This is a genomic window from Ancylobacter koreensis (assembly GCF_023016525.1).
Taxonomy (GTDB): Bacteria; Pseudomonadota; Alphaproteobacteria; order Rhizobiales; family Xanthobacteraceae; genus Ancylobacter; species Ancylobacter koreensis.
Genome location: NZ_JALKCG010000011.1, coordinates 1 through 19,191 on the forward strand (window position 1 = coordinate 1; position 19,191 = coordinate 19,191).

A 19,191-nucleotide genomic window follows, 5' to 3' on the forward strand; every position below is an offset into this window, starting at 1 on the left:
GTCGAGATGTTCCGCAAGCTTCTGGACCAGGGCCAGGCGGGCGACAATGTCGGCATCCTGGTGCGCGGCACCAAGCGCGAGGACGTGGAGCGCGGCCAGGTCGTGTGCAAGCCGGGTTCGGTGAAGCCGCACACGAAGTTCAAGGCCGAGGCGTACATCCTGACGAAGGAAGAGGGCGGCCGCCACACGCCGTTCTTCACCAACTACCGCCCGCAGTTCTACTTCCGCACGACGGACGTGACGGGCGTGGTGACGCTGCCGGAAGGCACGGAAATGGTGATGCCGGGCGACAACATCTCGGTGGACGTGCAGCTGATCGTGCCGATCGCGATGGAAGACAAGCTGCGCTTCGCCATCCGTGAAGGCGGCCGCACCGTCGGCGCCGGCGTGGTGGCCGCGATCATCGAGTAAGACCCAACAATCCCGAGGGGCGCGGGATCGCTTGCGCCCCTTTTTCGTGGAGCTCGTTACAGAGCCCGACTGACGAGCCCTCTGGGAGCCTGAAGTCAATGAACGGCCAGAACATTCGGATCCGCCTCAAGGCGTTCGATCACCGCATCCTGGATGCCTCGACGCGCGAAATCGTCTCAACGGCGAAGCGCACGGGCGCCCAGGTCCGCGGGCCCATTCCGCTGCCGACGCGGATCGAGAAATTCACGGTCAATCGTTCTCCCCACGTGGACAAGAAGTCCCGTGAGCAGTTCGAGATGCGGACGCACAAGCGTCTGCTGGACATAGTCGACCCGACCCCCCAGACGGTGGACGCGCTGATGAAGCTCGACCTCGCCGCGGGTGTCGACGTCGAGATCAAGCTCTGAGAGAAGGCGAAGGGACACGGCCATGCGGTCAGGCGTCATCGCCCAGAAGGTCGGCATGACCCGCATCTTTAACGATGCAGGTGAACATGTTCCGGTCACTGTGCTGAAAGTCGATAATTGCCAGGTGGTTGCCCACCGTACGCTCGAGAAGAACGGCTACACCGCCGTCCAGCTCGGCGTCGGTAAGGCGAAGCCGCAGAACACCACCCGCGCCATGCGCGGCCACTTCGCCGTGGCCAGTGTGGAGCCCAAGCGCCGCCTCGCGGAGTTCCGCGTGGAGGAGGCCGAGATGATCCCGGTCGGCGCCGAACTGACGGTCGACCACTTCGTGGTGGGCCAGTTCGTCGACGTCACCGGTACTTCGATCGGCAAGGGCTTCGCCGGTGGCATGAAGCGCCACAATTTCGGCGGTCTGCGTGCCACCCACGGCGTGTCGGTCTCGCATCGTTCGATCGGTTCGACCGGCGGTCGTCAGGACCCCGGAAAGACCTTCAAGAACAAGAAGATGCCGGGTCACATGGGCGCCGAGACGGTGACCACCCAGAACCTCAAGGTCGTGCTGACCGACGTCGAGCGCGGTCTGATCGCGGTCGAGGGCGCGGTTCCCGGCAACAAGGGCGGCTGGATCCTGGTCGCCGACGCCGTGAAGAAGAAGCTGCCGGCCGAGGCGCCGAAGCCGGGCAAGTTCCGGCTGCCGGGCTCAGAGACCGTCGCCAGCGACGCGCCGGCTGCCGAGGCTCCGGTCGAGGAGAACGTGTGATGGTCGAGATCGCCGTTAAGACGCTCGACGGGGCCGAAGCCGGTTCCGTCACCCTGTCGGACGAGATCTTCGGTCTCGAGCCGCGCCAGGACATCCTGCACCGCATGGTGGTGTGGCAGCTCGCCCGCCGCCAGGCCGGCACGCATCAGACGCTGACGCGCTCGGAAGTCGATCGCACCAAGCGCAAGATGTACAAGCAGAAGGGCACCGGCGGCGCCCGCCACGGTGCGGCTTCCGCTCCGCAGTTCCGCGGCGGCGCCAAGGCCTTCGGTCCGGTTGCCCGCAGCCATGCGAGCGATCTGCCCAAGAAGGTCCGCGCACTGGCCCTGAAGCACGCGCTCTCGTCCAAGGCCAAGGATCAGCAGATCGTCGTCCTCGATGATGCCGTGCTGTCCGAGCCGAAGACCAAGCTGCTCAAGGAGCGGCTGGCGGGTCTCGGCCTGTCGAACGCGCTGGTCGTTTCCGGTGCCGAGGTGGACGCCAATTTCGGCCTCGCCTCGCGCAATGTCATCCATCTCGACGTGCTGCCCGTCCAGGGCATCAACGTCTACGACATCCTGCGCCGTCAGACCCTGGTCCTGACGAAGGCGGCTGTCGACGCTCTGGAGGCGCGCTTCAAATGAGTCTCGATCCGCGCCACTACGACGTGATCGTGTCCCCGGTCATCACCGAGAAGGCCACGGCGGCGTCCGAGCACAACAAGGTCGTCTTCAAGGTTGCTCTGTCGGCTACCAAGCCGCAGATCAAGGAGGCGGTCGAGAAGCTTTTCGACGTGAAGGTCGAGAGCGTCAACACGCTGGTCCGCAAGGGGAAGACGAAGTTCTTCAAGGGCCGCAAGGGCGTGCAGAACGACGTGAAGAAGGCGGTCGTGACCCTCGCCGAGGGGCACTCCATCGACATCACGACGGGTCTGTGAGCCGGAATTAAGGGACCAGAGACATGGCGCTCAAAACCTTCAAGCCGGTAACGCCGAGCCTTCGCCAGCTCGTCATCGTCGACCGCTCGGGCCTGTACAAGGGCAAGCCGGTCAAGACGCTGACCGAGGGCAAGTCCGAGGCGGGCGGCCGCAACAATACGGGCCGTGTCACCGTCCGCTTCCGCGGCGGCGGCCACAAGCAGGCCTATCGCCTCGTGGACTTCAAGCGCGCCAAGCGTGACGTTGCCGCGACGGTCGAGCGTATCGAGTACGATCCGAACCGTACGGCGTTCATCGCCCTCATCAAGTATGAGGACGGCGAGCTCGGCTACATCCTTGCACCGCAGCGCCTCGCCGTCGGCGACAAGGTGATCGCGTCGAAGAGCGTCGACGTGAAGCCGGGCAATGCGGCGCCGCTGGGCAACCTGCCGGTCGGCACGATCGTGCACAATGTCGAGCTGAAGATCGGCAAGGGCGGCCAGATCGCCCGTTCCGCCGGCTCCTACGCGCAGATCGTCGGCCGCGACCAGGGCTATGTGATCATCCGCCTCAACTCGGGTGAGCAGCGCCTGGTGCATGGCGAGTGCCTCGGCACGGTGGGCGCGGTCTCGAACCCCGACCACATGAACACCAATCTCGGCAAGGCCGGCCGCAAGCGCTGGCTCGGCCGTCGCCCGCACAACCGCGGTGTCACGATGAACCCGGTCGATCACCCGCACGGCGGCGGCGAAGGCCGCACCTCCGGCGGCCGTCATCCGGTCACCCCGTGGGGTCTCCCCACCAAGGGCAAGAAGACCCGGAAGAACAAGTCGACCACGAAGTTCATCGTGTCGAGCCGGCACGCCCGCAAGAAGTGAGCGAGGGAATCTGAACTATGTCTCGATCGGTCTGGAAAGGTCCGTTCGTCGACGGCTACCTCCTCAAGAAGGCGGAAGCCGCTCGTTCTTCGGGCCGTCACGACGTCATCAAGATCTGGAGCCGCCGCTCCACGATCCTCCCGCAGTTCGTGGGGATCACCTTCGGCGTCTACAACGGAAACAAGCATGTCCCGGTGTCGGTCTCCGAGGACATGGTTGGCCACAAGTTCGGCGAGTTCGCCCCGACCCGTACCTATTACGGGCATGCGGCGGACAAGAAAGCCAAGCGGAAGTGAGGCAGGGTCATGGGTAAGGCAGCTCGTCCGCGCACGCTCGCGGATACGGAAGCCAAGGCGGTCGCTCGCAATCTTCGCGTGAGCCCCCAGAAGCTCAACCTCGTCGCGGGCCTGATCCGCGGCAAGAAGGTTTCGGTCGCTCTCGCGGACCTGCAGTTCTCGCGCAAGCGGATTGCCGGCGATGTGAGGAAGTGCCTGGAATCGGCCATCGCCAATGCCGAGAACAACCATGAGCTGGACGTCGACGATCTCGTCGTCGCCGAGGCCCATGTCGGCAAGGGCCTGGTGATGAAGCGCTTCGCGGCGCGCGCCCGCGGTCGGGCGAGCCGTATCGAGAAGCCGTTCTCGCATATCACGATCGTGGTGCGTGAAGTCGAGGAGAAGGCCTGATGGGTCAGAAGGTCAACCCGGTCGGGCTGCGGCTCGGCATCAACCGCACCTGGGACTCGCGCTGGTTCGCCGGCAAGGGCGAGTACGGCCAGCTGCTGCACGAGGACATCAAGATCCGCGAAGTGCTTCAGAAGATGCTGAAGCAGGCTGCGGTGTCGAAGATCGTCATCGAGCGCCCGCACAAGAAGTGCCGCGTCACCATCCACTCGGCTCGTCCGGGCGTGGTGATCGGCAAGAAGGGCGCGGACATCGACAAGCTGCGCAAGAAGGTCTCCGAGATGACCAACTCGGAAGTCTTCATCAACATCGTCGAGATTCGGAAGCCGGAAATCGACGCGCGCCTCGTGGCCGAATCGATCGCCCAGCAGCTTGAGCGCCGTGTGGCGTTCCGTCGCGCCATGAAGCGCGCCGTGCAGTCGGCGATGCGTCTGGGCGCCGAAGGCATCCGTATCAACTGCTCGGGCCGCCTCGGCGGCGCGGAGATCGCCCGCCTCGAATGGTATCGTGAAGGGCGCGTGCCGCTTCACACCTTGCGCGCGGACGTGGATTACGGTACGGCCACCGCCTTCACGACCTACGGCACCTGCGGTGTCAAGGTCTGGATCTTCAAGGGCGAGATCCTGGAGCACGATCCGATGGCGCAGGACAAGCGCCTTTCGGAAGGTGAGCCGTCGGGTGGTCGCTCCTCGCGCCGCGACGCGGCGTGAGTTGAGACAGAAGGAATAAGAGGCGCGATATGCTGCAACCAAAGCGCACGAAGTTTCGCAAGCAGTTCAAGGGCCGCATCCACGGCGCTGCGAAGGGCGGAACTGACCTCAATTTCGGCCAGTTCGGGCTGAAGGCCGTCGAGCCGGAGCGCGTGACCGCGCGCCAGATCGAGGCCGCTCGCCGCGCGCTGACCCGCCACATGAAGCGTGCGGGCCGCGTGTGGATCCGGGTGTTCCCGGACGTGCCGGTCTCCTCCAAGCCGACCGAAGTCCGCATGGGCAAGGGCAAGGGCGCGCCGGATTACTGGGCCGCCAAGATCAAGCCCGGCCGCATCATGTTCGAGATCGACGGCGTGAGCCAGGACATCGCCCGCGAGGCCCTGCGCCTGGCGGCTGCCAAGCTGCCGATCAAGACCCGCTTCGTCGAACGTATCGCCGAGTGATGGAGGGAAGTATGACCAAGATTTCCGACATTCGGACGAAGACCGTCGACGAGCTGCAGGACAACCTGCTGGGCCTGAAGAAGGAGCAGTTCAACCTGCGCTTCCAGAAGGCGACGGGCCAGCTCGAGAACACGGCGCGGGTGCGTCAGGTCCGCCGCGACATCGCGCGGGTCAAGACCGTCCAGGCGCAGAAGGCCGCGTCTGCGGCCAAGGCTAAGTGAGGAGAGGGCGATGCCGAAGCGTATGCTGCAGGGCGTCGTGGTGAGCGACAAGCAGGACAAGACCGTCGTGGTCCGCGTCGAGCGCCGTTTCACCCATCCGCTGCTGAAGAAGACCGTCCGCCGGTCCAAGAAGTACCATGCCCATGATGAGGGCAATGTGTGGAAGGAAGGCGACACCGTCTGGATCGAGGAGCACCGCCCCTTGTCCAAGCTCAAGAACTGGATCGTGGTCCAGGGCGAGAAGCGGGCTGAAGTCTGAGCGCCCGGAAACGGGATTGAGGGGCGCGCACCGGTGACGGTTGCGCGCGGTTTTTGCGAGAAATAGGTGCGTCATGATCCAGATGCAGACCAATCTCGACGTGGCGGACAATTCCGGTGCGCGTCGCGTCATGTGCATCAAGGTGCTTGGCGGTTCGAAGCGCAAGTATGCCCATGTCGGTGACATCATCGTGGTGTCGGTGAAGGAAGCTATTCCGCGCGGCCGCGTGAAGAAGGGCGACGTGATGAAGGCGGTCGTGGTTCGCACGGCCAAGGACATCCGCCGCGTCGACGGTTCGGTGATCCGCTTCGACCGCAATGCGGCCGTGCTGATCAACAACAACAAGGAGCCGGTCGGCACGCGTATCTTCGGGCCGGTTCCGCGCGAGCTTCGCGCGAAGAACCACATGAAGATCATCTCGCTGGCGCCGGAGGTGCTGTGATGGCCGCCAAGATTAAGAAGGGCGACAAGGTCGTCGTTCTCGCCGGTCGCGACAAGGGTCGCTCGGGCGAGGTGTTCGAGGTGCTTCCGAAGGAGGGGACCGCCCGCGTGCGCGGCGTCAACCTCGTGAAGCGCCACCAGCGGCAGAGCGCGAACCAGGAAGGCGGGATCATCTCCAAGGAGGCCCCGATCGACCTGTCGAACATCGCGATCGCCGATCCGAAAGACGGCAAGCCGACGCGCGTCGGTTTCCTTGTGCAGGCGGACGGCACCAAGGTGCGCGTCGCCAAGCGCTCGGGGGAGAAGATCGATGGCTGAGGCCAATTACACGCCGCGACTGAAGTCCTTCTATGAGGACGTGGTCCGCAAGAAGTTGATCGAGGAGTTCGGTTACGCGAACCCCATGGAAGTGCCGACCATCGAGAAGGTCGTCATCAACATGGGCGTGGGCGAAGCCACCGCCGACACCAAGAAGGTCCAGAACGCTGCAGGCGACCTGGCGCTGATCGCCGGCCAGAAGCCGGTTGTCACCCGGGCCCGCCAGGCGATCTCGAACTTCCGTCTGCGCGAGAACCAGCCGGTCGGCGCGAAGGTCACCCTTCGCAAGGTGCGTATGTACGAGTTCGTCGATCGGCTCGTGAACATCGCGCTGCCCCGCGTGCGTGACTTCCGTGGCCTGAATCCGAAGAGCTTCGACGGCCGCGGCAACTATGCCCTCGGCATCAAGGAGCACATCGTGTTCCCCGAGATCAACTACGACAAGGTTGATCAGGCGTGGGGCATGGACATCATCGTCGTGACGACGGCAAAGACGGACGACGAGGCGCGCGCGCTTCTGAAGGCCCTCAATTTCCCGTTCCGTCAGTAAGCATCCCCTTCCGGCAGTGGGGCGAAGGCCCCAAACGCGGAGACTAGGAGCAAGATCATATGGCGAAGAAGAGCGCGGTCGAGAAGAACGAACACCGCCGGAAGCTCGCGAAGAACTATTCCGGCAAGCGTTCGCGTCTCAAGGCCCTGGTGAGCAACAAGGAGCTGCCGATCGAGGAGCGCTTCGCGGCGGTCCTCAAGCTCGCGGAGCTGCCCCGTAATTCGGCGAAGGTGCGCATCCGCAACCGGTGCGAAGTCACCGGTCGTCCGCGTGCGTATTATCGCAAGCTTAAGATGAGCCGCATTGCGCTCCGCGAACTCGGTTCGCAGGGCCAGGTGCCCGGCCTCGTCAAGTCGAGCTGGTGAGGAGGGTCGACCCATGTCCACGTCTGATCCCATCGGCGATCTCATCACCCGTATCCGCAACGCCCAGATGCGTCGCAAGGAAAAGATCAGCACTCCCGGCTCGCGCTTGCGCGCCAGCGTGCTGGACGTCCTGACGTCCGAGGGCTTCATCCGCGGCTACACCGCCGGCGAGCCCGTCAACGGGCGTACGGAGTTCGAGATCGAGCTCAAGTACTATGACGGCGAGCCGGTGATCCGCGAGATCTCCCGCGTGTCGAAGCCGGGCCGCCGCGTCTACTCGTCGGTCAAGACCCTTCCCCGCGTCGCCAACGGCCTTGGCGTCGCTGTCGTCTCCACGCCGCAGGGCGTGATGGCGGACCACGAAGCCCGCGATAAGAACGTGGGCGGCGAGGTCCTCTTCACGGTCTTCTGATCGGGGAGGAGAGAGAGCACATGTCCAAGATCGGTAAAGCACCCGTCTCTATTCCCGCCGGCGTCACCGCGACGGTCGACGGCCAGACGGTGAAGGTCAAGGGCCCCAAGGGCGCCCTGGAAGTGAAGGTCGTCGACGAGATCGGCGTGAAGCTCGAGGACGGGGCCATCCTGTTCTCGCTCAACGGCGAGACCAACCGCCACAAGGCGATGTGGGGTCTTTCCCGCACGCTGGTGTCGAACCTTGTCGAAGGCGTCACCAAGGGCTTCGAGAAGAAGCTCGAGATCAACGGCGTCGGTTATCGCGCCGCGGTGCAGGGCAAGAATCTGAGCCTGGCGCTCGGCTTCAGCCACGACGTGAACTACCCGATCCCGGAAGGGATCCAGATCGTCACCCCGAAGCCGACCGAGATCGTCATCTCCGGCATCGACCGGCAGAAGGTCGGTCAGGTTGCCGCCGAGATCCGCGATTACCGTGGCCCCGAGCCCTACAAGGGCAAGGGCGTCAAGTACGCCGGCGAGTTCATCTTCCGCAAGGAAGGCAAGAAGAAGTAACGGACCCGAACCATGGCTCAGTATCAGGACGCTACCGAGCGCCGCAAGGCGCGTGTCCGTCGTGCACTCCGCTCGACGGCGAACGGGCGGCCGCGCCTCTCGGTGCATCGCTCGTCGAAGCACATCTATGCGCAGATCATCGACGACGCGCGCGGCGTGACCCTCGCGGCCGCCTCGACGCTCGAGAAGACCCTGCGGGACAGCCTCAAGACCGGCGCGGACATCGCGGCGGCCGAGGCGATCGGCAAGCTCGTGGCGGAACGCGCCGTCGCGGCCGGTGTGAAGGACGTGGTGTTCGACCGCGGCGCCTTCATCTATCACGGCCGCGTCAAGGCGCTCGCCGAAGCCGCCCGCGAGGGCGGTCTCAACTTCTGAGATCACGAGCGGGATCCCCCGCAGAACGACGAGGATAAGATCATGGCTCGTGAACGTGAGCGTGAACGCGAAGATCGCGACAACACGTTCGTGGACAAGCTGGTCCACATCAACCGTGTCGCGAAGGTTGTGAAGGGTGGCCGTCGCTTCGGCTTCGCGGCGCTGGTCGTCGTGGGCGACCAGAAGGGCCGCGTCGGCTTCGGCCACGGCAAGGCCCGTGAAGTGCCGGAAGCCATCCGCAAGGCCACGGAAGCCGCCAAGCGCGCGCTGATCCGCGTGCCGCTGCGCGAGGGCCGCACGCTGCATCATGACGTGCACGGCCATCACGGCGCCGGCAAGGTCATCCTGCGCGCCGCCCCGGCCGGTACCGGCATCATCGCTGGCGGCCCGATGCGCGCCGTCTTCGAGACGCTCGGCATGCAGGACGTGGTGGCGAAGTCGTTTGGCTCGTCCAACCCGTACAACATGGTCCGCGCGACCTTCGATGCGCTGAAGAACCAGGACAGCCCCCGCCTCGTGGCTGCCCGCCGCAGCCTGAAGGTGTCGCAGCTTCAGTCCCGCCGCCGCGTCGATGACGCGGAAGCGACCGACTGAGCCGCCTGAGAGGTAGGAAGCTAATCATGGCGAAGAGCACCCAGAAGGCCGCTGCGAAGACCACCGTCACGGTGGAGCAGACCGGCAGCCCGATCCGCCGTCCCGACGATCAGCGCGCGACGCTGATCGGCCTCGGCCTCAACAAGCTCGGGCGTCGTTCGACGCTCGAAGACACCCCGGCGGTGCGTGGCATGATCTATAAGGTCCGCCACCTCGTCCGCGTCGTCGAAGCGTGACGGCAAGGAGACTGGCGATGAGCCTGAACGAGATCAAGGACAACGAAGGCGCCCGCAAGAAGCGGATGCGCGTCGGCCGCGGCATCGGCTCCGGCAAGGGCAAGACCGCCGGCCGTGGCGTGAAGGGTCAGACCTCGCGCACCGGCGTGGCGATCAAGGGCTTCGAGGGCGGCCAGATGCCGATCCATCGTCGCCTGCCCAAGCGCGGCTTCCACAACATCTTCGCGCTGGACTGGAACGAGGTCACCCTCGGTCGCATCCAGGCCGCCGTCGATGCCGGCAAGCTGGACGCCAAGGCGGTCGTGACCCAGGCGACGCTCGTCGAGGCGGGCGTGCTGCGCCGCGCCAAGGACGGCGTGCGCGTGCTGGGCGGCGGCGAGCTGACCGCGAAGGTCAAGCTCGAAGTCGCGCATGCCACCAAGTCGGTCGTCGAGGCGGTCGAGAAGGCCGGCGGCACCGTGACGCTGCTCGTCTCGAAGGCCGAGACTGGCGAAACGGCGGCCTGACGCTTAAGTCAGGCCTTACCGAACTTACAGGGCACAGACGAGGAGCGGAGCCACCATGGCCTCGGCAGCAGAACAGCTCGCGGCAAACCTCAACTTCGGTGCTCTGGCAAAAGCCGACGAACTGAAGAAGCGCATCTGGTTCACCCTGGGTGCGCTTCTCGTTTATCGGCTGGGCACCTACATCCCGATGCCGGGAATCAATCCCGACGCGCTCGCCGACGTGTTCCGCACGGCGCAGCAGGGCATCATCGGCCTGTTCAACATGTTCTCGGGCGGCGCGGTCTCGCGCATGGCGATCTTCGCCCTGAACATCATGCCGTACATCTCGGCCTCCATCATCATTCAGCTCCTGACCACCGTCTCCCCGACGCTGGAAGCGCTGAAGAAGGAAGGCGAGTCCGGCCGCAAGCAGATCAACCAGTACACGCGCTACCTCACCGTGGTGCTCGCCGTGTTCCAGTCCTACGGCATCGCCGTGGGCCTCCAGGGCTCGGGCGCCGTGGTCTCGGATCCCGGCTGGTTCTTCATCATCTCGACGGTCATCACCCTGACCGGCGGCACCATGTTCCTGATGTGGCTCGGCGAGCAGATCACCTCGCGTGGCATCGGCAACGGCATCTCGCTGATCATCTTCGCCGGCATCGTGGCGGAGCTGCCCTCGGCGATTGCCAACACGCTGGAGCTCGGCCGTCAGGGCGCGCTGTCGACCGGCATCATCCTGGCGGTGATCCTGATGGCCGTCGCGGTCATCATGTTCATCGTGTTCATGGAGCGCGCGCAGCGCCGACTGCTGATCCAGTATCCGAAGCGCCAGGTCGGCAACAAGGTGTATGAGGGCCAGTCCTCGCACCTGCCGCTGAAGCTGAACACGTCGGGCGTCATCCCGCCGATCTTCGCCTCCTCGCTGCTGCTCATCCCGACCACGGTCGCGAGCTTCATGCAGGGGCAGGGGCCGGGCTGGCTGACCACCGTCACCACGCTCATCGGCCACGGCCAGCCGCTGTTCATGCTGCTCTACGTGCTGCTGATCGTGTTCTTCTGCTTCTTCTACACCGCCATCGTATTCAACCCGACCGAGACGGCGGACAACCTGAAGAAGCACGGCGGCTTCATCCCCGGCATCCGGCCCGGCGAGCGCACCGCCGACTACATCGACTATGTGCTGACTCGCATCACCGTCATCGGTGCGGCTTACCTTGCGATTGTGTGCCTGTTCCCCGAGATCCTGATCTCGTATGCGGCGGTCCCCTTCTACTTCGGCGGCACCTCGCTGCTGATCGTGGTGAGCGTGACCATGGATACGGTGGCTCAGGTCCAGGGGCATCTGCTGGCGCATCAATATGAGGGGCTGGTCAAGAAGGCCAAGCTCAGGGGGAAGCGCCGATGAGGCTCATACTGCTCGGCCCGCCGGGGGCGGGGAAGGGCACGCAGGCGCAGCGGCTGGTGGCGCGGCACGGCATCGTGCAGCTCTCGACCGGCGACATGCTGCGGGAGGCGGTTCGCAACGGCACGCCGGTCGGCCTCAAGGCCAAGGCGGTGATGGATGCGGGCCAGCTCGTCTCCGACGACATCGTGATCGGCATCATCTCCGATCGCATCGACGAGCCGGACGCCGCCAAGGGCTTCATCCTCGACGGCTTCCCGCGCACGGTGGCCCAGGCCGAGGCTCTCGACGCCATCCTGACCGAGAAGGGCCTGAAGCTCGACGCCGTGATCGAGCTCAAGGTCGATCAGGACAAGCTGGTCCATCGCATCATGCAGCGTGCCAAGGAGACCGCCGCGCGCGGCGAGCCGGTGCGCAAGGATGACGACCCGGAAGTCTTCAAGACGCGTCTGGAAGCCTTCAACCGGGACACCGCCGTGGTCGCGCCCTACTACTCCGGGCGAGGGCTGCTGGTGGCCATCGACGGCATGCAGCCGATCGACGACGTGACGAAGGCGATCTCGGACGTTCTCGAAACCGTCTGAGTCTCGCTACTGCGGCTTGACATGTGGGCGGAATCGCTCTATGTGCCGCGCTTCACTCAAGCGGGTGCCGCGCATCGACATCATGTGCTGATGTCGCGCGGCCTCGTGCGTATCTCCGCAAGGGCCGGCCTCCACCGGACGCGGGGTTTCAAACTTCCGGCTCTGCCGGAGCAGATGGAGAAGACGACGTGGCTCGTATTGCAGGCGTTAACATCCCGACCAACAAGCGCGTCATCATCGCGCTTCAGTACATTCACGGCATTGGCGCGAAGAACGCGGCTGATATCGTCGAGAAGGTCGGCATTCCGCTCGAGCGTCGCGTGAACCAGCTCACCGACCAGGAAGTGCTGCAGATTCGCGAGACCATCGACCGCGACTATCTGGTCGAGGGCGACCTGCGCCGCGAAGTCTCGATGAACATCAAGCGCCTGATGGACCTGGGCTGCTATCGCGGCCTGCGTCACCGTCGCGGCCTGCCGGTGCGCGGCCAGCGCACCCACACGAATGCCCGCACCCGCAAGGGTCCGGCCAAGCCGATCGCCGGCAAGAAGAAGTAATTCGCGGCGGGCTTCGGCCCGCCGGACAGCGCCGGCGCCCCGTGCGGCCGGCGCATTCGCTGCGAGTATCGTCCCGAGCGCCTGGAATGACGGGCGCGCCTGAAGGATCAAGGGTCTATGGCTAAAGAAGTTGCCCGCATCAAGCGCCGCGAGCGCAAGAACATTGCCTCCGGCGTCGCGCATGTGAATGCGTCGTTCAACAACACCATGATCACCATCACCGACGCGCAGGGCAACACCATCGCCTGGTCTTCGGCCGGCGCCATGGGTTTCAAGGGTTCGCGCAAGTCGACCCCTTACGCCGCGCAGGTCGCCGCCGAGGATTGCGCCCGCAAGGCCGCCGATCACGGCATGCGCACCATCGAGGTCGAGGTGTCGGGTCCGGGTTCCGGCCGCGAGTCGGCGCTGCGCGCCTTCCAGGCCGCGGGCTTCACCGTGACGTCGATCCGCGACGTTACGCCGATCCCGCACAATGGCTGCCGTCCGCGCAAGCGTCGGCGCGTCTGACGCTATTCATCCAGCGGCGCTCCGTGCGCCGCAGGGGCCACTGCGTTTGGCATTACCTAACCGGCCGAGGCCGGGGACGGAGCTGCCGGCCAGGGTGTCCGGGGCACCGTCGAAACCAAGGGTGACGTCGTGATTCAGAAGAACTGGCAAGAGCTGATCAAGCCCGAGAAGCTTGAGGTCGCGGTCGGCAGCGATCCGAAGCGCCTTGCGACCGTGGTCGCCGAGCCGCTTGAGCGTGGCTTCGGCCAGACGCTCGGCAACGCGCTACGCCGCATCCTGCTGTCCTCGCTCCAGGGCGCGGCGGTGACGTCGGTGCACATCGACGGCGTGCTGCACGAGTTCTCCTCGATCCCGGGCGTGCGCGAGGATGTGACCGACATCATCCTCAACATCAAGGACATCGCCATCAAGATGGCCGGCGACGGCCCCAAGCGCATGGTGGTGAAGAAGCAGGGTCCGGGCGTCGTCACCGCCGGTGACATCCAGACCGTGGGCGACGTGCAGGTGCTGAACCCCGAGCTCGTGCTCTGCACGCTCGACGACGGCGCCGAGATTCGCATGGAGTTCACCGTCGACACCGGCAAGGGCTATGTCGCGGCCGACCGTAACCGTCCCGAGGACGCGCCGATCGGCCTCATCCCGGTCGATAGCCTCTACTCGCCGGTCAAGAAGGTCTCCTACAAGGTCGAGAACACCCGCGAGGGACAGATCCTCGATTATGACAAGCTGACCCTCACCATCGAGACCAACGGCTCGGTGAGCCCCGAGGATGCGCTGGCCTATGCCGCGCGCATCCTGCAGGACCAGCTCGAAATCTTCGTGAATTTCGAGGAGCCCAAGCGCGAGACCGAGAGCCCGGCCATCCAGGAGCTGCCCTTCAACCCGGCGCTGCTGAAGAAGGTGGACGAGCTCGAACTGTCGGTGCGTTCGGCCAACTGCCTGAAGAACGACAACATCGTCTACATCGGCGACCTGATCCAGAAGACCGAGGCGGAGATGCTCCGTACCCCGAACTTCGGCCGCAAGTCGCTGAACGAGATCAAGGAAGTTCTCGCTTCCATGGGCCTGCACCTCGGCATGGAAGTGCCCGGCTGGCCGCCCGAGAACATCGAGGATCTCGCCAAGCGGTTCGAAGATCACTATTGAGCATTGAACGCGGCATCGAGCCGTAATCGCAACTCTCGGCTCGAAAGCCGTCGCACGACAGGAAACTCGCCATGAACCACGGCAAAGCTTATCGCCGGTTCAACCGGACCGCGGAACACCGCAAGGCCATGTTCGCCAACATGGCGCAGGCGCTGATCACCCATGAGCAGATCATCACGACCCTGCCGAAGGCGAAGGATCTTCGCCCGGTGGTCGAGAAGCTGATCACTCTCGGCAAGCGTGGCGGCCTGCACGCCCGCCGCCAGGCGATCGCCGAAGTGCGCGACGTCGCCGTCGTGCGCAAGCTCTTCGACGTGATCGGCCCGCGCTACAAGGAGCGCAACGGTGGCTACACCCGCATCATCAAGGCGGGCTTCCGCCACGGTGATTCGGCCGCCATCGCCGTGATCGAGCTGGTGGATCGCGACGAGAGCGCCAAGGGCGCCGCCGATCTCGCCCGCCTCGAGGCCAGCAAGGCCGAAGAAGCCGCCGCGGCCTGATCCGCGACGGCAGCGAATGACGGAACGAGGGGCGGTTTCACCGCCCCTTTTCTTTTGCGCCGGTGCTTCGGCGCGGGCGGAGATAATCAACCGCCGTGATGGGGCACTTGCCCTTTTTCGGCCGGCGCCCGGGGGCTATATCTGGGGCATGAAACGCTTCGCCCTCCTTGCCGCCGCGCTGCTTCTCGCCACTCCCGCCCTCGCACAGGCTCCCGCGCCCTCCGCCGGCGGGCCGCGCGTGCCGGCCTCGCGCGCCGAGATCGGCCTGAGCTTCGCACCGATCGTGGCGCGTACGGCGCCGGCCATCGTCAACGTCTACGCGATGAAGACGGCGCCGCGCGCCAGCAATCCGCTCCTCGACGATCCGTTCTTCCGCCGCTTCTTCGGCGACCGTGGCAGCCCGGACGTGCCGGGCCTCGACATGCCGCGCGAGCGCATCCAGCGCTCGCTGGGCTCGGGCGTGCTGGTCGATCCCTCCGGCATCGTGGTGACCAACAACCACGTCATCGACGGCGCCGACGAGATCCGGCTTTCGCTCGCCGACAAGCGCGAATACGACGCCGAGGTGGTGCTGCGCGACCCGCGCACCGACATCGCCATCCTGCGCATCAATGGCGCTAAGGGAGCATTTCCTTCGGCGACGCTGGGTTCCTCCGACGACCTCCAGGTCGGCGACATCGTGCTCGCCATCGGCAACCCGTTCGGCGTCGGCCAGACGGTGACGCAAGGCATCGTTTCCGCGCTCGCCCGCACCCAGCGCGGCATCACCGATTACGGCTTCTTCATCCAGACCGACGCCGCCATCAATCCCGGCAATTCCGGCGGGGCGCTGGTGGACGGGGCCGGGCGCGTGGTGGGAATCAATACCGCCATCTTCTCGCGTTCGGGCGGCTCGCAAGGCATCGGCTTCGCCATTCCCGCCGACATGGTGCGGGTGGTGCTGCAGTCGGCGCTCTCCGGCAGCAAGGTGGTGCGGCGGCCCTGGCTCGGCGCCGACTTGCAGGAAGTGACTTCCGACATTGCAGAGGGGCTGGATGTCGGCCGCCCGACCGGCGCGCTGGTGCAGAACGTGCTGCCCGGCAGCCCGGCCGCCAAGGCGGGCCTGAAGGCGGGCGACCTCATCGTCGCCGTCGCCGGGCAGGAGGTGGACGATCCCGACGCCTTCGGCTTCCGCTTCGCGACCCGCCCGCTCGGCGGCTCGGTGGAGATCGGCATCGTGCGGCAGGGCAAGCCGGCGGCGTTGAGCGTCGGGCTGGAGGCGGCGCCGGAGACGGTGCCGCGCAACGAGCTGACGCTGAAGGGCCGCTCGCCGCTGTCGGGCGCCACGGTGGTGAATCTGTCGCCGGCGGTGATGGAGGAGATGCGCACCATGGGGGCGACCAAGGGCGTGGTGATCACCTCGGTGGACGAGGGCTCGCCGGCCGAGCGCACCAGCTTCCGGCCGGGCGACGTCATCCTCGACATCAATGGCAGCCCGATCACCACCACGGACGATCTCGAGCGCATCACGCGCGTGCCATCGCGGGCGTGGCGGGTAACGCTCCAGCGCGGCGGGCGGGTGATCTCCGCGCTGCTGCCGGGCTGAGGCATAGGTGAGCGATCTTTTCGCCAGCGCCGGAATGGAAGGGCAGGCGCCGCGCCCGCTGGCCGACCGGCTGCGCCCCCAGCGCCTCGCCGAAGTGGTCGGGCAGGAGCACCTGACCGGGCCGGACGGCATGCTGACCCGCATGCTGGCCAACCGCGCGCTCGGCTCGCTGGTCTTCTGGGGTCCGCCCGGCACCGGCAAAACGACCGTCGCGCGGCTGTTGGCGCGCGAGACGGACCTGCATTTCGAGCAGATCTCCGCCATCTTCACCGGCGTCGCCGATCTGAAGAAAGTGTTCGAGGCTGCGCGCGGGCGCCGCGCCATCGGGCAGGGCACGCTGCTCTTCGTCGACGAGATCCACCGCTTCAACCGCGCCCAGCAGGACGGCTTCCTGCCCGTCATGGAAGACGGCACCATCACGCTGATCGGCGCGACGACGGAGAACCCGTCCTTCGAGCTGAACGCCGCGCTGCTCTCGCGCGCGCGGGTTCTGGTGTTCAAGCCGCTCGACGCGGATGCTATCGAGGGCCTGCTGCGGCGCGCCGAGGAGACGGAGGGCCGCCGCCTGCCGCTCGATTCGGAAGCACGCGCGGCGCTCGCCGGCATGGCGGATGGCGACGGGCGCTATCTGCTTGGCCTCGCCGAGGAACTGCTCTCGCTGCCCGAGGGGCCGGACCTCGACGTGGAGGGCCTCGCCGCCACCATGCAGAAGCGGGCGCCGATCTACGACAAGGGGCAGGACGAGCATTACAACCTGCTGAGCTGCTTCCATAAGAGCCTGCGCGGCTCGGACGTGAACGGCGCCATGTACTGGGCCGCACGCATGCTCACCGGCGGCGAGGACCCCGGCACGGTGTTCCGCCGCCTGTGCTGCGCGGCGTCGGAAGATGTCGGCATGGCCGACCCGCAGGCGATGCCGCAGGTGGTGGCGGCGTGGACCGCCTTCGAGCGCGTGGGCTGGCCGGAAGGCCGGCTGTTCCTGGCACAGGCCATCGCCTATGTCGCGACGGCGCCGAAATCGAACGCCGCCTATTCCGCCTTCAACGCGGCGCTGGCGCTGGCGCAGAAGACCGGCTCGCTGCCGCCGCCCAAGCACATATTGAACGCGCCGACCAAGCTGATGAAGGAACTCGGCTACCATGCCGGCTACCGCTACGATCACGATTTTCCCGATGCCTATGCGGGACAGGAGTTCTTTCCCGAAGAGCTCGCCGGCGATCCCAGGGCAGACTTCTACGCGCCGAACGAGCGCGGCTTCGAGCGCGAGGTGAAGAAGCGTCTGGAGTACTGGGCGCGGCTGCGCGCGGAGCGCCGGAACGGCAAGTAGGTGAAACCGGACAGAAGGGCGAGGGCGCCGGCGTGTATGGATTCTTTCTGATCTTCGTCGGCGCCGGTATTGGCGGCGTGCTGCGCAACGCGGTCGGGCTGTTCGCCATGCGTCAGTTCGGCCTGGGGTTTCCCATCGGCACGATGGCGATCAACATCATCGGCTCCACGGTCATCGGGCTGGTCGCCGGCTGGCTGGCCTTCAAGGCGGATATCGCCTGGAGCATGTACGCCAAGGCCTTCATCATCACCGGCGTGCTCGGCGGCTTCACCACCTTCTCCTCCTTCTCGCTGGAGACGGCGATGCTGGTCGAGCGCGGGGAGATGGGGCTCGCCGCGCTCTATGTCGGCGGCTCGGTTGTGCTGTCCCTCGTCGGCGTGTTCGCCGGCCTCGCCCTGATGCGCGCTCTCGCGTGACGGCGGCCTCCGTCTCGGCTATGTGCTGGGGCGAGGAGTAACCGATCCATGGCCGTTGAGACACGCCGCGTCGACCCGGACGAAGAGGGCATGCGGCTCGACCGCTGGTTCAAGACGCACTACCCGGACCTATCCTTCGGCCATCTGCAGAAGCTGCTGCGCAGCGGGCAGGTGCGCGTCGATGGCGGGCGGGTGAAAACCAATTCGCGCCTTGAAGCCGGCCAGAGCATTCGCATCCCGCCGCTGGAGGAGAAGCCGCAGCTTTCCGCCGCCGATCATATGGAGGCGGAGGAGGCGAGGGCGCGCGGCGAGGCGCCGCCGCGGCCCCGGCGCCCGGCAGGCGAGGGCGAGGAAATCGCTGCCCCCGCGGTGTTGCGTGCCAGCTCGGACGACAAGGATTTCCGCGCCCTCAAGGACATGATGCTGTTCGAGGACCGCGACGTGCTGGTGCTCAACAAGCCGTTCGGCCTCGCGGTGCAGGGCGGCTCGGGCACCTATCGCCACGTCGACGGCATGCTGGAGGCGCTGCGCGGCGCGGACGGGCAGAAGCCGCGCCTCGTGCACCGCATCGACAAGGACACGTCCGGCATCCTGCTGGTGGCGAAGTCGCGCCTTGCCGCCTCGACGCTGGCCAAGACCTTCCGCTCGCGCGCGGCGCGGAAAATCTACTGGGCGCTGGTCCCCGGCGTGCCGCGCCCGGCGCAGGGGCGCATCTCCACCTATCTCGCCAAGGACGAGGCCGCCGAGAAGATGCGCGTCGCCCGCCACGGCGACGACGAGGCGAGCCACGCCATCTCCTACTACGCCGTGGTCGACCACGCGGCGCAGAAGCTCGCCTGGCTCTCGCTCAAGCCGGTGACGGGGCGGACCCACCAGCTTCGCGCCCACGCCGCCCATATCGGCCACCCCATCGTCGGCGACCCGAAATATTTCAACGTCGAGAACTGGCCGCTGCCGGGCGGGTTGCAGAACCGGCTGCACCTGCTGGCGCGGCGCCTTGTCATCCCACATCCGCGCGGCGACCGGCTGATCGACGTCTCCGCGCCGCTGCCCCCGCACATGCAGCAGAGCTGGAGCGTGCTCGGCTTCGACGCCACGCAATACGACCCCATCGTCGACGCGCCGGAAAGCTGACGTCGCGGCGGCCATAGGGACGCCAGAGGGACG

The 19,191-nt window shown here is 66.1% G+C and carries 32 protein-coding genes; all 32 read left to right on the forward strand.

All coding sequences use genetic code 11. The features are described from left to right. The coding region (locus MWN33_RS18210; RefSeq protein ID WP_343313588.1) for an EF-Tu C-terminal domain-related protein at positions 1-411 on the forward strand (411 nt) is incomplete at its 5' end. 98 nt (positions 412-509) lie between these two features. Beyond that, complete coding sequence (rpsJ, locus tag MWN33_RS18215; RefSeq protein WP_013166261.1) at positions 510-818, forward strand: 30S ribosomal protein S10; 309 nt, start codon at positions 510-512, stop codon at positions 816-818. A 22-nt stretch (positions 819-840) separates the two neighbouring features. After that, complete coding sequence (gene rplC / locus MWN33_RS18220) at positions 841-1,578, forward strand: 50S ribosomal protein L3 (protein WP_247202487.1); 738 nt, start codon at positions 841-843, stop codon at positions 1,576-1,578. Next, positions 1,578-2,201 carry a 50S ribosomal protein L4 gene (gene rplD / locus MWN33_RS18225; protein ID WP_247202488.1) on the forward strand — a complete coding sequence of 208 codons (624 nt, stop codon included), beginning with the start codon at positions 1,578-1,580 and terminating at the stop codon, positions 2,199-2,201. The genes rplC and rplD overlap by 1 nt, the downstream gene beginning before the upstream one ends. Beyond that, positions 2,198-2,494, forward strand: coding sequence for a 50S ribosomal protein L23 (locus MWN33_RS18230; RefSeq protein WP_247202489.1), 297 nt, complete (start codon positions 2,198-2,200; stop codon positions 2,492-2,494). Before rplD ends, MWN33_RS18230 begins: the two co-directional genes overlap by 4 nt. A gap of 23 nt (positions 2,495-2,517) precedes the next feature. Beyond that, a complete protein-coding gene (gene rplB / locus MWN33_RS18235; protein ID WP_247202490.1) occupies positions 2,518-3,351 on the forward strand; it encodes a 50S ribosomal protein L2 in 834 nt (277 codons plus the stop codon). Between the two features lie 17 nt (positions 3,352-3,368). Continuing rightward, complete coding sequence (gene rpsS, locus MWN33_RS18240) at positions 3,369-3,647, forward strand: 30S ribosomal protein S19 (RefSeq protein ID WP_247202491.1); 279 nt, start codon at positions 3,369-3,371, stop codon at positions 3,645-3,647. 9 nt (positions 3,648-3,656) lie between these two features. After that, the gene (gene rplV / locus MWN33_RS18245; RefSeq protein WP_247202492.1) at positions 3,657-4,037 is read left to right on the forward strand and encodes a 50S ribosomal protein L22; all 381 of its coding nucleotides are present in this window, start codon (positions 3,657-3,659) and stop codon (positions 4,035-4,037) included. Next, the gene (gene rpsC, locus MWN33_RS18250; protein WP_247202493.1) at positions 4,037-4,744 is read left to right on the forward strand and encodes a 30S ribosomal protein S3; all 708 of its coding nucleotides are present in this window, start codon (positions 4,037-4,039) and stop codon (positions 4,742-4,744) included. The genes rplV and rpsC overlap by 1 nt, the downstream gene beginning before the upstream one ends. Positions 4,745-4,773: 29 nt before the next feature. Beyond that, a complete protein-coding gene (gene rplP / locus MWN33_RS18255) occupies positions 4,774-5,187 on the forward strand; it encodes a 50S ribosomal protein L16 (RefSeq protein ID WP_247202494.1) in 414 nt (137 codons plus the stop codon). 11 nt (positions 5,188-5,198) lie between these two features. Next, complete coding sequence (gene rpmC / locus MWN33_RS18260) at positions 5,199-5,408, forward strand: 50S ribosomal protein L29 (RefSeq protein ID WP_247202495.1); 210 nt, start codon at positions 5,199-5,201, stop codon at positions 5,406-5,408. 10 nt (positions 5,409-5,418) lie between these two features. Further along, the gene (gene rpsQ / locus MWN33_RS18265) at positions 5,419-5,667 is read left to right on the forward strand and encodes a 30S ribosomal protein S17 (RefSeq protein ID WP_152301889.1); all 249 of its coding nucleotides are present in this window, start codon (positions 5,419-5,421) and stop codon (positions 5,665-5,667) included. A 73-nt stretch (positions 5,668-5,740) separates the two neighbouring features. Beyond that, complete coding sequence (gene rplN, locus MWN33_RS18270; RefSeq protein WP_018390610.1) at positions 5,741-6,109, forward strand: 50S ribosomal protein L14; 369 nt, start codon at positions 5,741-5,743, stop codon at positions 6,107-6,109. Further along, complete coding sequence (gene rplX / locus MWN33_RS18275; protein ID WP_013166273.1) at positions 6,109-6,426, forward strand: 50S ribosomal protein L24; 318 nt, start codon at positions 6,109-6,111, stop codon at positions 6,424-6,426. Before rplN ends, rplX begins: the two co-directional genes overlap by 1 nt. Further along, the gene (gene rplE / locus MWN33_RS18280; RefSeq protein ID WP_247202496.1) at positions 6,419-6,976 is read left to right on the forward strand and encodes a 50S ribosomal protein L5; all 558 of its coding nucleotides are present in this window, start codon (positions 6,419-6,421) and stop codon (positions 6,974-6,976) included. The genes rplX and rplE overlap by 8 nt, the downstream gene beginning before the upstream one ends. 59 nt (positions 6,977-7,035) lie before the next feature. Further along, positions 7,036-7,341, forward strand: coding sequence for a 30S ribosomal protein S14 (rpsN, locus tag MWN33_RS18285; RefSeq protein ID WP_247202497.1), 306 nt, complete (start codon positions 7,036-7,038; stop codon positions 7,339-7,341). Positions 7,342-7,354: 13 nt separating this feature from the next. Further along, positions 7,355-7,753 (forward strand): 30S ribosomal protein S8, encoded by a 399-nt coding sequence (gene rpsH / locus MWN33_RS18290; protein WP_247202498.1) that lies wholly within the window; start codon positions 7,355-7,357, stop codon positions 7,751-7,753. A 20-nt stretch (positions 7,754-7,773) separates the two neighbouring features. Continuing rightward, on the forward strand, positions 7,774-8,307 hold the full coding sequence (gene rplF / locus MWN33_RS18295; protein ID WP_247202499.1) for a 50S ribosomal protein L6: 534 nt from the start codon (positions 7,774-7,776) through the stop codon (positions 8,305-8,307). Between the two features lie 12 nt (positions 8,308-8,319). Continuing rightward, positions 8,320-8,682 (forward strand): 50S ribosomal protein L18, encoded by a 363-nt coding sequence (gene rplR, locus MWN33_RS18300; RefSeq protein ID WP_247202500.1) that lies wholly within the window; start codon positions 8,320-8,322, stop codon positions 8,680-8,682. A gap of 42 nt (positions 8,683-8,724) precedes the next feature. Then, positions 8,725-9,276, forward strand: coding sequence for a 30S ribosomal protein S5 (rpsE, locus tag MWN33_RS18305; protein WP_152301896.1), 552 nt, complete (start codon positions 8,725-8,727; stop codon positions 9,274-9,276). 26 nt (positions 9,277-9,302) lie between these two features. Beyond that, a complete protein-coding gene (gene rpmD, locus MWN33_RS18310; RefSeq protein ID WP_247202501.1) occupies positions 9,303-9,512 on the forward strand; it encodes a 50S ribosomal protein L30 in 210 nt (69 codons plus the stop codon). Positions 9,513-9,529: 17 nt separating this feature from the next. Beyond that, on the forward strand, positions 9,530-10,018 hold the full coding sequence (gene rplO / locus MWN33_RS18315; RefSeq protein WP_247202502.1) for a 50S ribosomal protein L15: 489 nt from the start codon (positions 9,530-9,532) through the stop codon (positions 10,016-10,018). Positions 10,019-10,073: 55 nt separating this feature from the next. Further along, a complete protein-coding gene (gene secY, locus MWN33_RS18320) occupies positions 10,074-11,405 on the forward strand; it encodes a preprotein translocase subunit SecY (protein ID WP_247202503.1) in 1,332 nt (443 codons plus the stop codon). After that, positions 11,402-11,986 (forward strand): adenylate kinase, encoded by a 585-nt coding sequence (locus MWN33_RS18325; RefSeq protein ID WP_247202504.1) that lies wholly within the window; start codon positions 11,402-11,404, stop codon positions 11,984-11,986. The genes secY and MWN33_RS18325 overlap by 4 nt, the downstream gene beginning before the upstream one ends. 188 nt (positions 11,987-12,174) lie before the next feature. Continuing rightward, a complete protein-coding gene (gene rpsM / locus MWN33_RS18330) occupies positions 12,175-12,543 on the forward strand; it encodes a 30S ribosomal protein S13 (RefSeq protein ID WP_247202505.1) in 369 nt (122 codons plus the stop codon). Positions 12,544-12,660: 117 nt separating this feature from the next. Next, positions 12,661-13,050 carry a 30S ribosomal protein S11 gene (gene rpsK / locus MWN33_RS18335; protein WP_152301902.1) on the forward strand — a complete coding sequence of 130 codons (390 nt, stop codon included), beginning with the start codon at positions 12,661-12,663 and terminating at the stop codon, positions 13,048-13,050. Between the two features lie 129 nt (positions 13,051-13,179). Then, on the forward strand, positions 13,180-14,196 hold the full coding sequence (locus tag MWN33_RS18340) for a DNA-directed RNA polymerase subunit alpha (protein WP_247202506.1): 1,017 nt from the start codon (positions 13,180-13,182) through the stop codon (positions 14,194-14,196). Between the two features lie 71 nt (positions 14,197-14,267). Then, complete coding sequence (rplQ, locus tag MWN33_RS18345; RefSeq protein WP_247202507.1) at positions 14,268-14,696, forward strand: 50S ribosomal protein L17; 429 nt, start codon at positions 14,268-14,270, stop codon at positions 14,694-14,696. A gap of 148 nt (positions 14,697-14,844) precedes the next feature. Beyond that, entirely contained in the window at positions 14,845-16,281 is a 1,437-nt protein-coding gene (locus MWN33_RS18350) for a DegQ family serine endoprotease (RefSeq protein ID WP_247202508.1), read from the forward strand. A gap of 7 nt (positions 16,282-16,288) precedes the next feature. After that, the gene (locus MWN33_RS18355) at positions 16,289-17,608 is read left to right on the forward strand and encodes a replication-associated recombination protein A (protein WP_247202509.1); all 1,320 of its coding nucleotides are present in this window, start codon (positions 16,289-16,291) and stop codon (positions 17,606-17,608) included. A 32-nt stretch (positions 17,609-17,640) separates the two neighbouring features. Then, positions 17,641-18,024, forward strand: a complete 384-nt coding sequence (gene crcB / locus MWN33_RS18360) for a fluoride efflux transporter CrcB (RefSeq protein ID WP_247202510.1) — start codon at positions 17,641-17,643, stop codon at positions 18,022-18,024. A gap of 48 nt (positions 18,025-18,072) precedes the next feature. Further along, positions 18,073-19,158 carry an RluA family pseudouridine synthase gene (locus tag MWN33_RS18365; protein WP_247202511.1) on the forward strand — a complete coding sequence of 362 codons (1,086 nt, stop codon included), beginning with the start codon at positions 18,073-18,075 and terminating at the stop codon, positions 19,156-19,158. Positions 19,159-19,191 lie beyond the last annotated feature (33 nt).

What these genes read in the sequence shown, in the direction of transcription:
- rplX (WP_013166273.1), top strand. Translation starts at nt 6,109, where the DNA reads ATGGCCGCCAAGATTAAGAAGGGCGACAAGGTCGTCGTTCTCGCCGGT.
- MWN33_RS18230 (WP_247202489.1), top strand. Translation starts at nt 2,198, where the DNA reads ATGAGTCTCGATCCGCGCCACTACGACGTGATCGTGTCCCCGGTCATC.
- MWN33_RS18365 (WP_247202511.1), top strand. Translation starts at nt 18,073, where the DNA reads ATGGCCGTTGAGACACGCCGCGTCGACCCGGACGAAGAGGGCATGCGG.
- MWN33_RS18350 (WP_247202508.1), top strand. Translation starts at nt 14,845, where the DNA reads ATGAAACGCTTCGCCCTCCTTGCCGCCGCGCTGCTTCTCGCCACTCCC.
- rplP (WP_247202494.1), top strand. Translation starts at nt 4,774, where the DNA reads ATGCTGCAACCAAAGCGCACGAAGTTTCGCAAGCAGTTCAAGGGCCGC.
- rpsH (WP_247202498.1), top strand. Translation starts at nt 7,355, where the DNA reads ATGTCCACGTCTGATCCCATCGGCGATCTCATCACCCGTATCCGCAAC.
- rplB (WP_247202490.1), top strand. Translation starts at nt 2,518, where the DNA reads ATGGCGCTCAAAACCTTCAAGCCGGTAACGCCGAGCCTTCGCCAGCTC.
- rplD (WP_247202488.1), top strand. Translation starts at nt 1,578, where the DNA reads ATGGTCGAGATCGCCGTTAAGACGCTCGACGGGGCCGAAGCCGGTTCC.
- rplQ (WP_247202507.1), top strand. Translation starts at nt 14,268, where the DNA reads ATGAACCACGGCAAAGCTTATCGCCGGTTCAACCGGACCGCGGAACAC.
- rplF (WP_247202499.1), top strand. Translation starts at nt 7,774, where the DNA reads ATGTCCAAGATCGGTAAAGCACCCGTCTCTATTCCCGCCGGCGTCACC.
- secY (WP_247202503.1), top strand. Translation starts at nt 10,074, where the DNA reads ATGGCCTCGGCAGCAGAACAGCTCGCGGCAAACCTCAACTTCGGTGCT.
- rplV (WP_247202492.1), top strand. Translation starts at nt 3,657, where the DNA reads ATGGGTAAGGCAGCTCGTCCGCGCACGCTCGCGGATACGGAAGCCAAG.
- rplR (WP_247202500.1), top strand. Translation starts at nt 8,320, where the DNA reads ATGGCTCAGTATCAGGACGCTACCGAGCGCCGCAAGGCGCGTGTCCGT.
- rpsK (WP_152301902.1), top strand. Translation starts at nt 12,661, where the DNA reads ATGGCTAAAGAAGTTGCCCGCATCAAGCGCCGCGAGCGCAAGAACATT.
- rpsQ (WP_152301889.1), top strand. Translation starts at nt 5,419, where the DNA reads ATGCCGAAGCGTATGCTGCAGGGCGTCGTGGTGAGCGACAAGCAGGAC.
- MWN33_RS18325 (WP_247202504.1), top strand. Translation starts at nt 11,402, where the DNA reads ATGAGGCTCATACTGCTCGGCCCGCCGGGGGCGGGGAAGGGCACGCAG.
- rplC (WP_247202487.1), top strand. Translation starts at nt 841, where the DNA reads ATGCGGTCAGGCGTCATCGCCCAGAAGGTCGGCATGACCCGCATCTTT.
- rpsN (WP_247202497.1), top strand. Translation starts at nt 7,036, where the DNA reads ATGGCGAAGAAGAGCGCGGTCGAGAAGAACGAACACCGCCGGAAGCTC.
- rpsE (WP_152301896.1), top strand. Translation starts at nt 8,725, where the DNA reads ATGGCTCGTGAACGTGAGCGTGAACGCGAAGATCGCGACAACACGTTC.
- rpsS (WP_247202491.1), top strand. Translation starts at nt 3,369, where the DNA reads ATGTCTCGATCGGTCTGGAAAGGTCCGTTCGTCGACGGCTACCTCCTC.
- rpmC (WP_247202495.1), top strand. Translation starts at nt 5,199, where the DNA reads ATGACCAAGATTTCCGACATTCGGACGAAGACCGTCGACGAGCTGCAG.
- rplN (WP_018390610.1), top strand. Translation starts at nt 5,741, where the DNA reads ATGATCCAGATGCAGACCAATCTCGACGTGGCGGACAATTCCGGTGCG.
- rpsJ (WP_013166261.1), top strand. Translation starts at nt 510, where the DNA reads ATGAACGGCCAGAACATTCGGATCCGCCTCAAGGCGTTCGATCACCGC.
- rpmD (WP_247202501.1), top strand. Translation starts at nt 9,303, where the DNA reads ATGGCGAAGAGCACCCAGAAGGCCGCTGCGAAGACCACCGTCACGGTG.
- rpsC (WP_247202493.1), top strand. Translation starts at nt 4,037, where the DNA reads ATGGGTCAGAAGGTCAACCCGGTCGGGCTGCGGCTCGGCATCAACCGC.
- rplE (WP_247202496.1), top strand. Translation starts at nt 6,419, where the DNA reads ATGGCTGAGGCCAATTACACGCCGCGACTGAAGTCCTTCTATGAGGAC.
- rplO (WP_247202502.1), top strand. Translation starts at nt 9,530, where the DNA reads ATGAGCCTGAACGAGATCAAGGACAACGAAGGCGCCCGCAAGAAGCGG.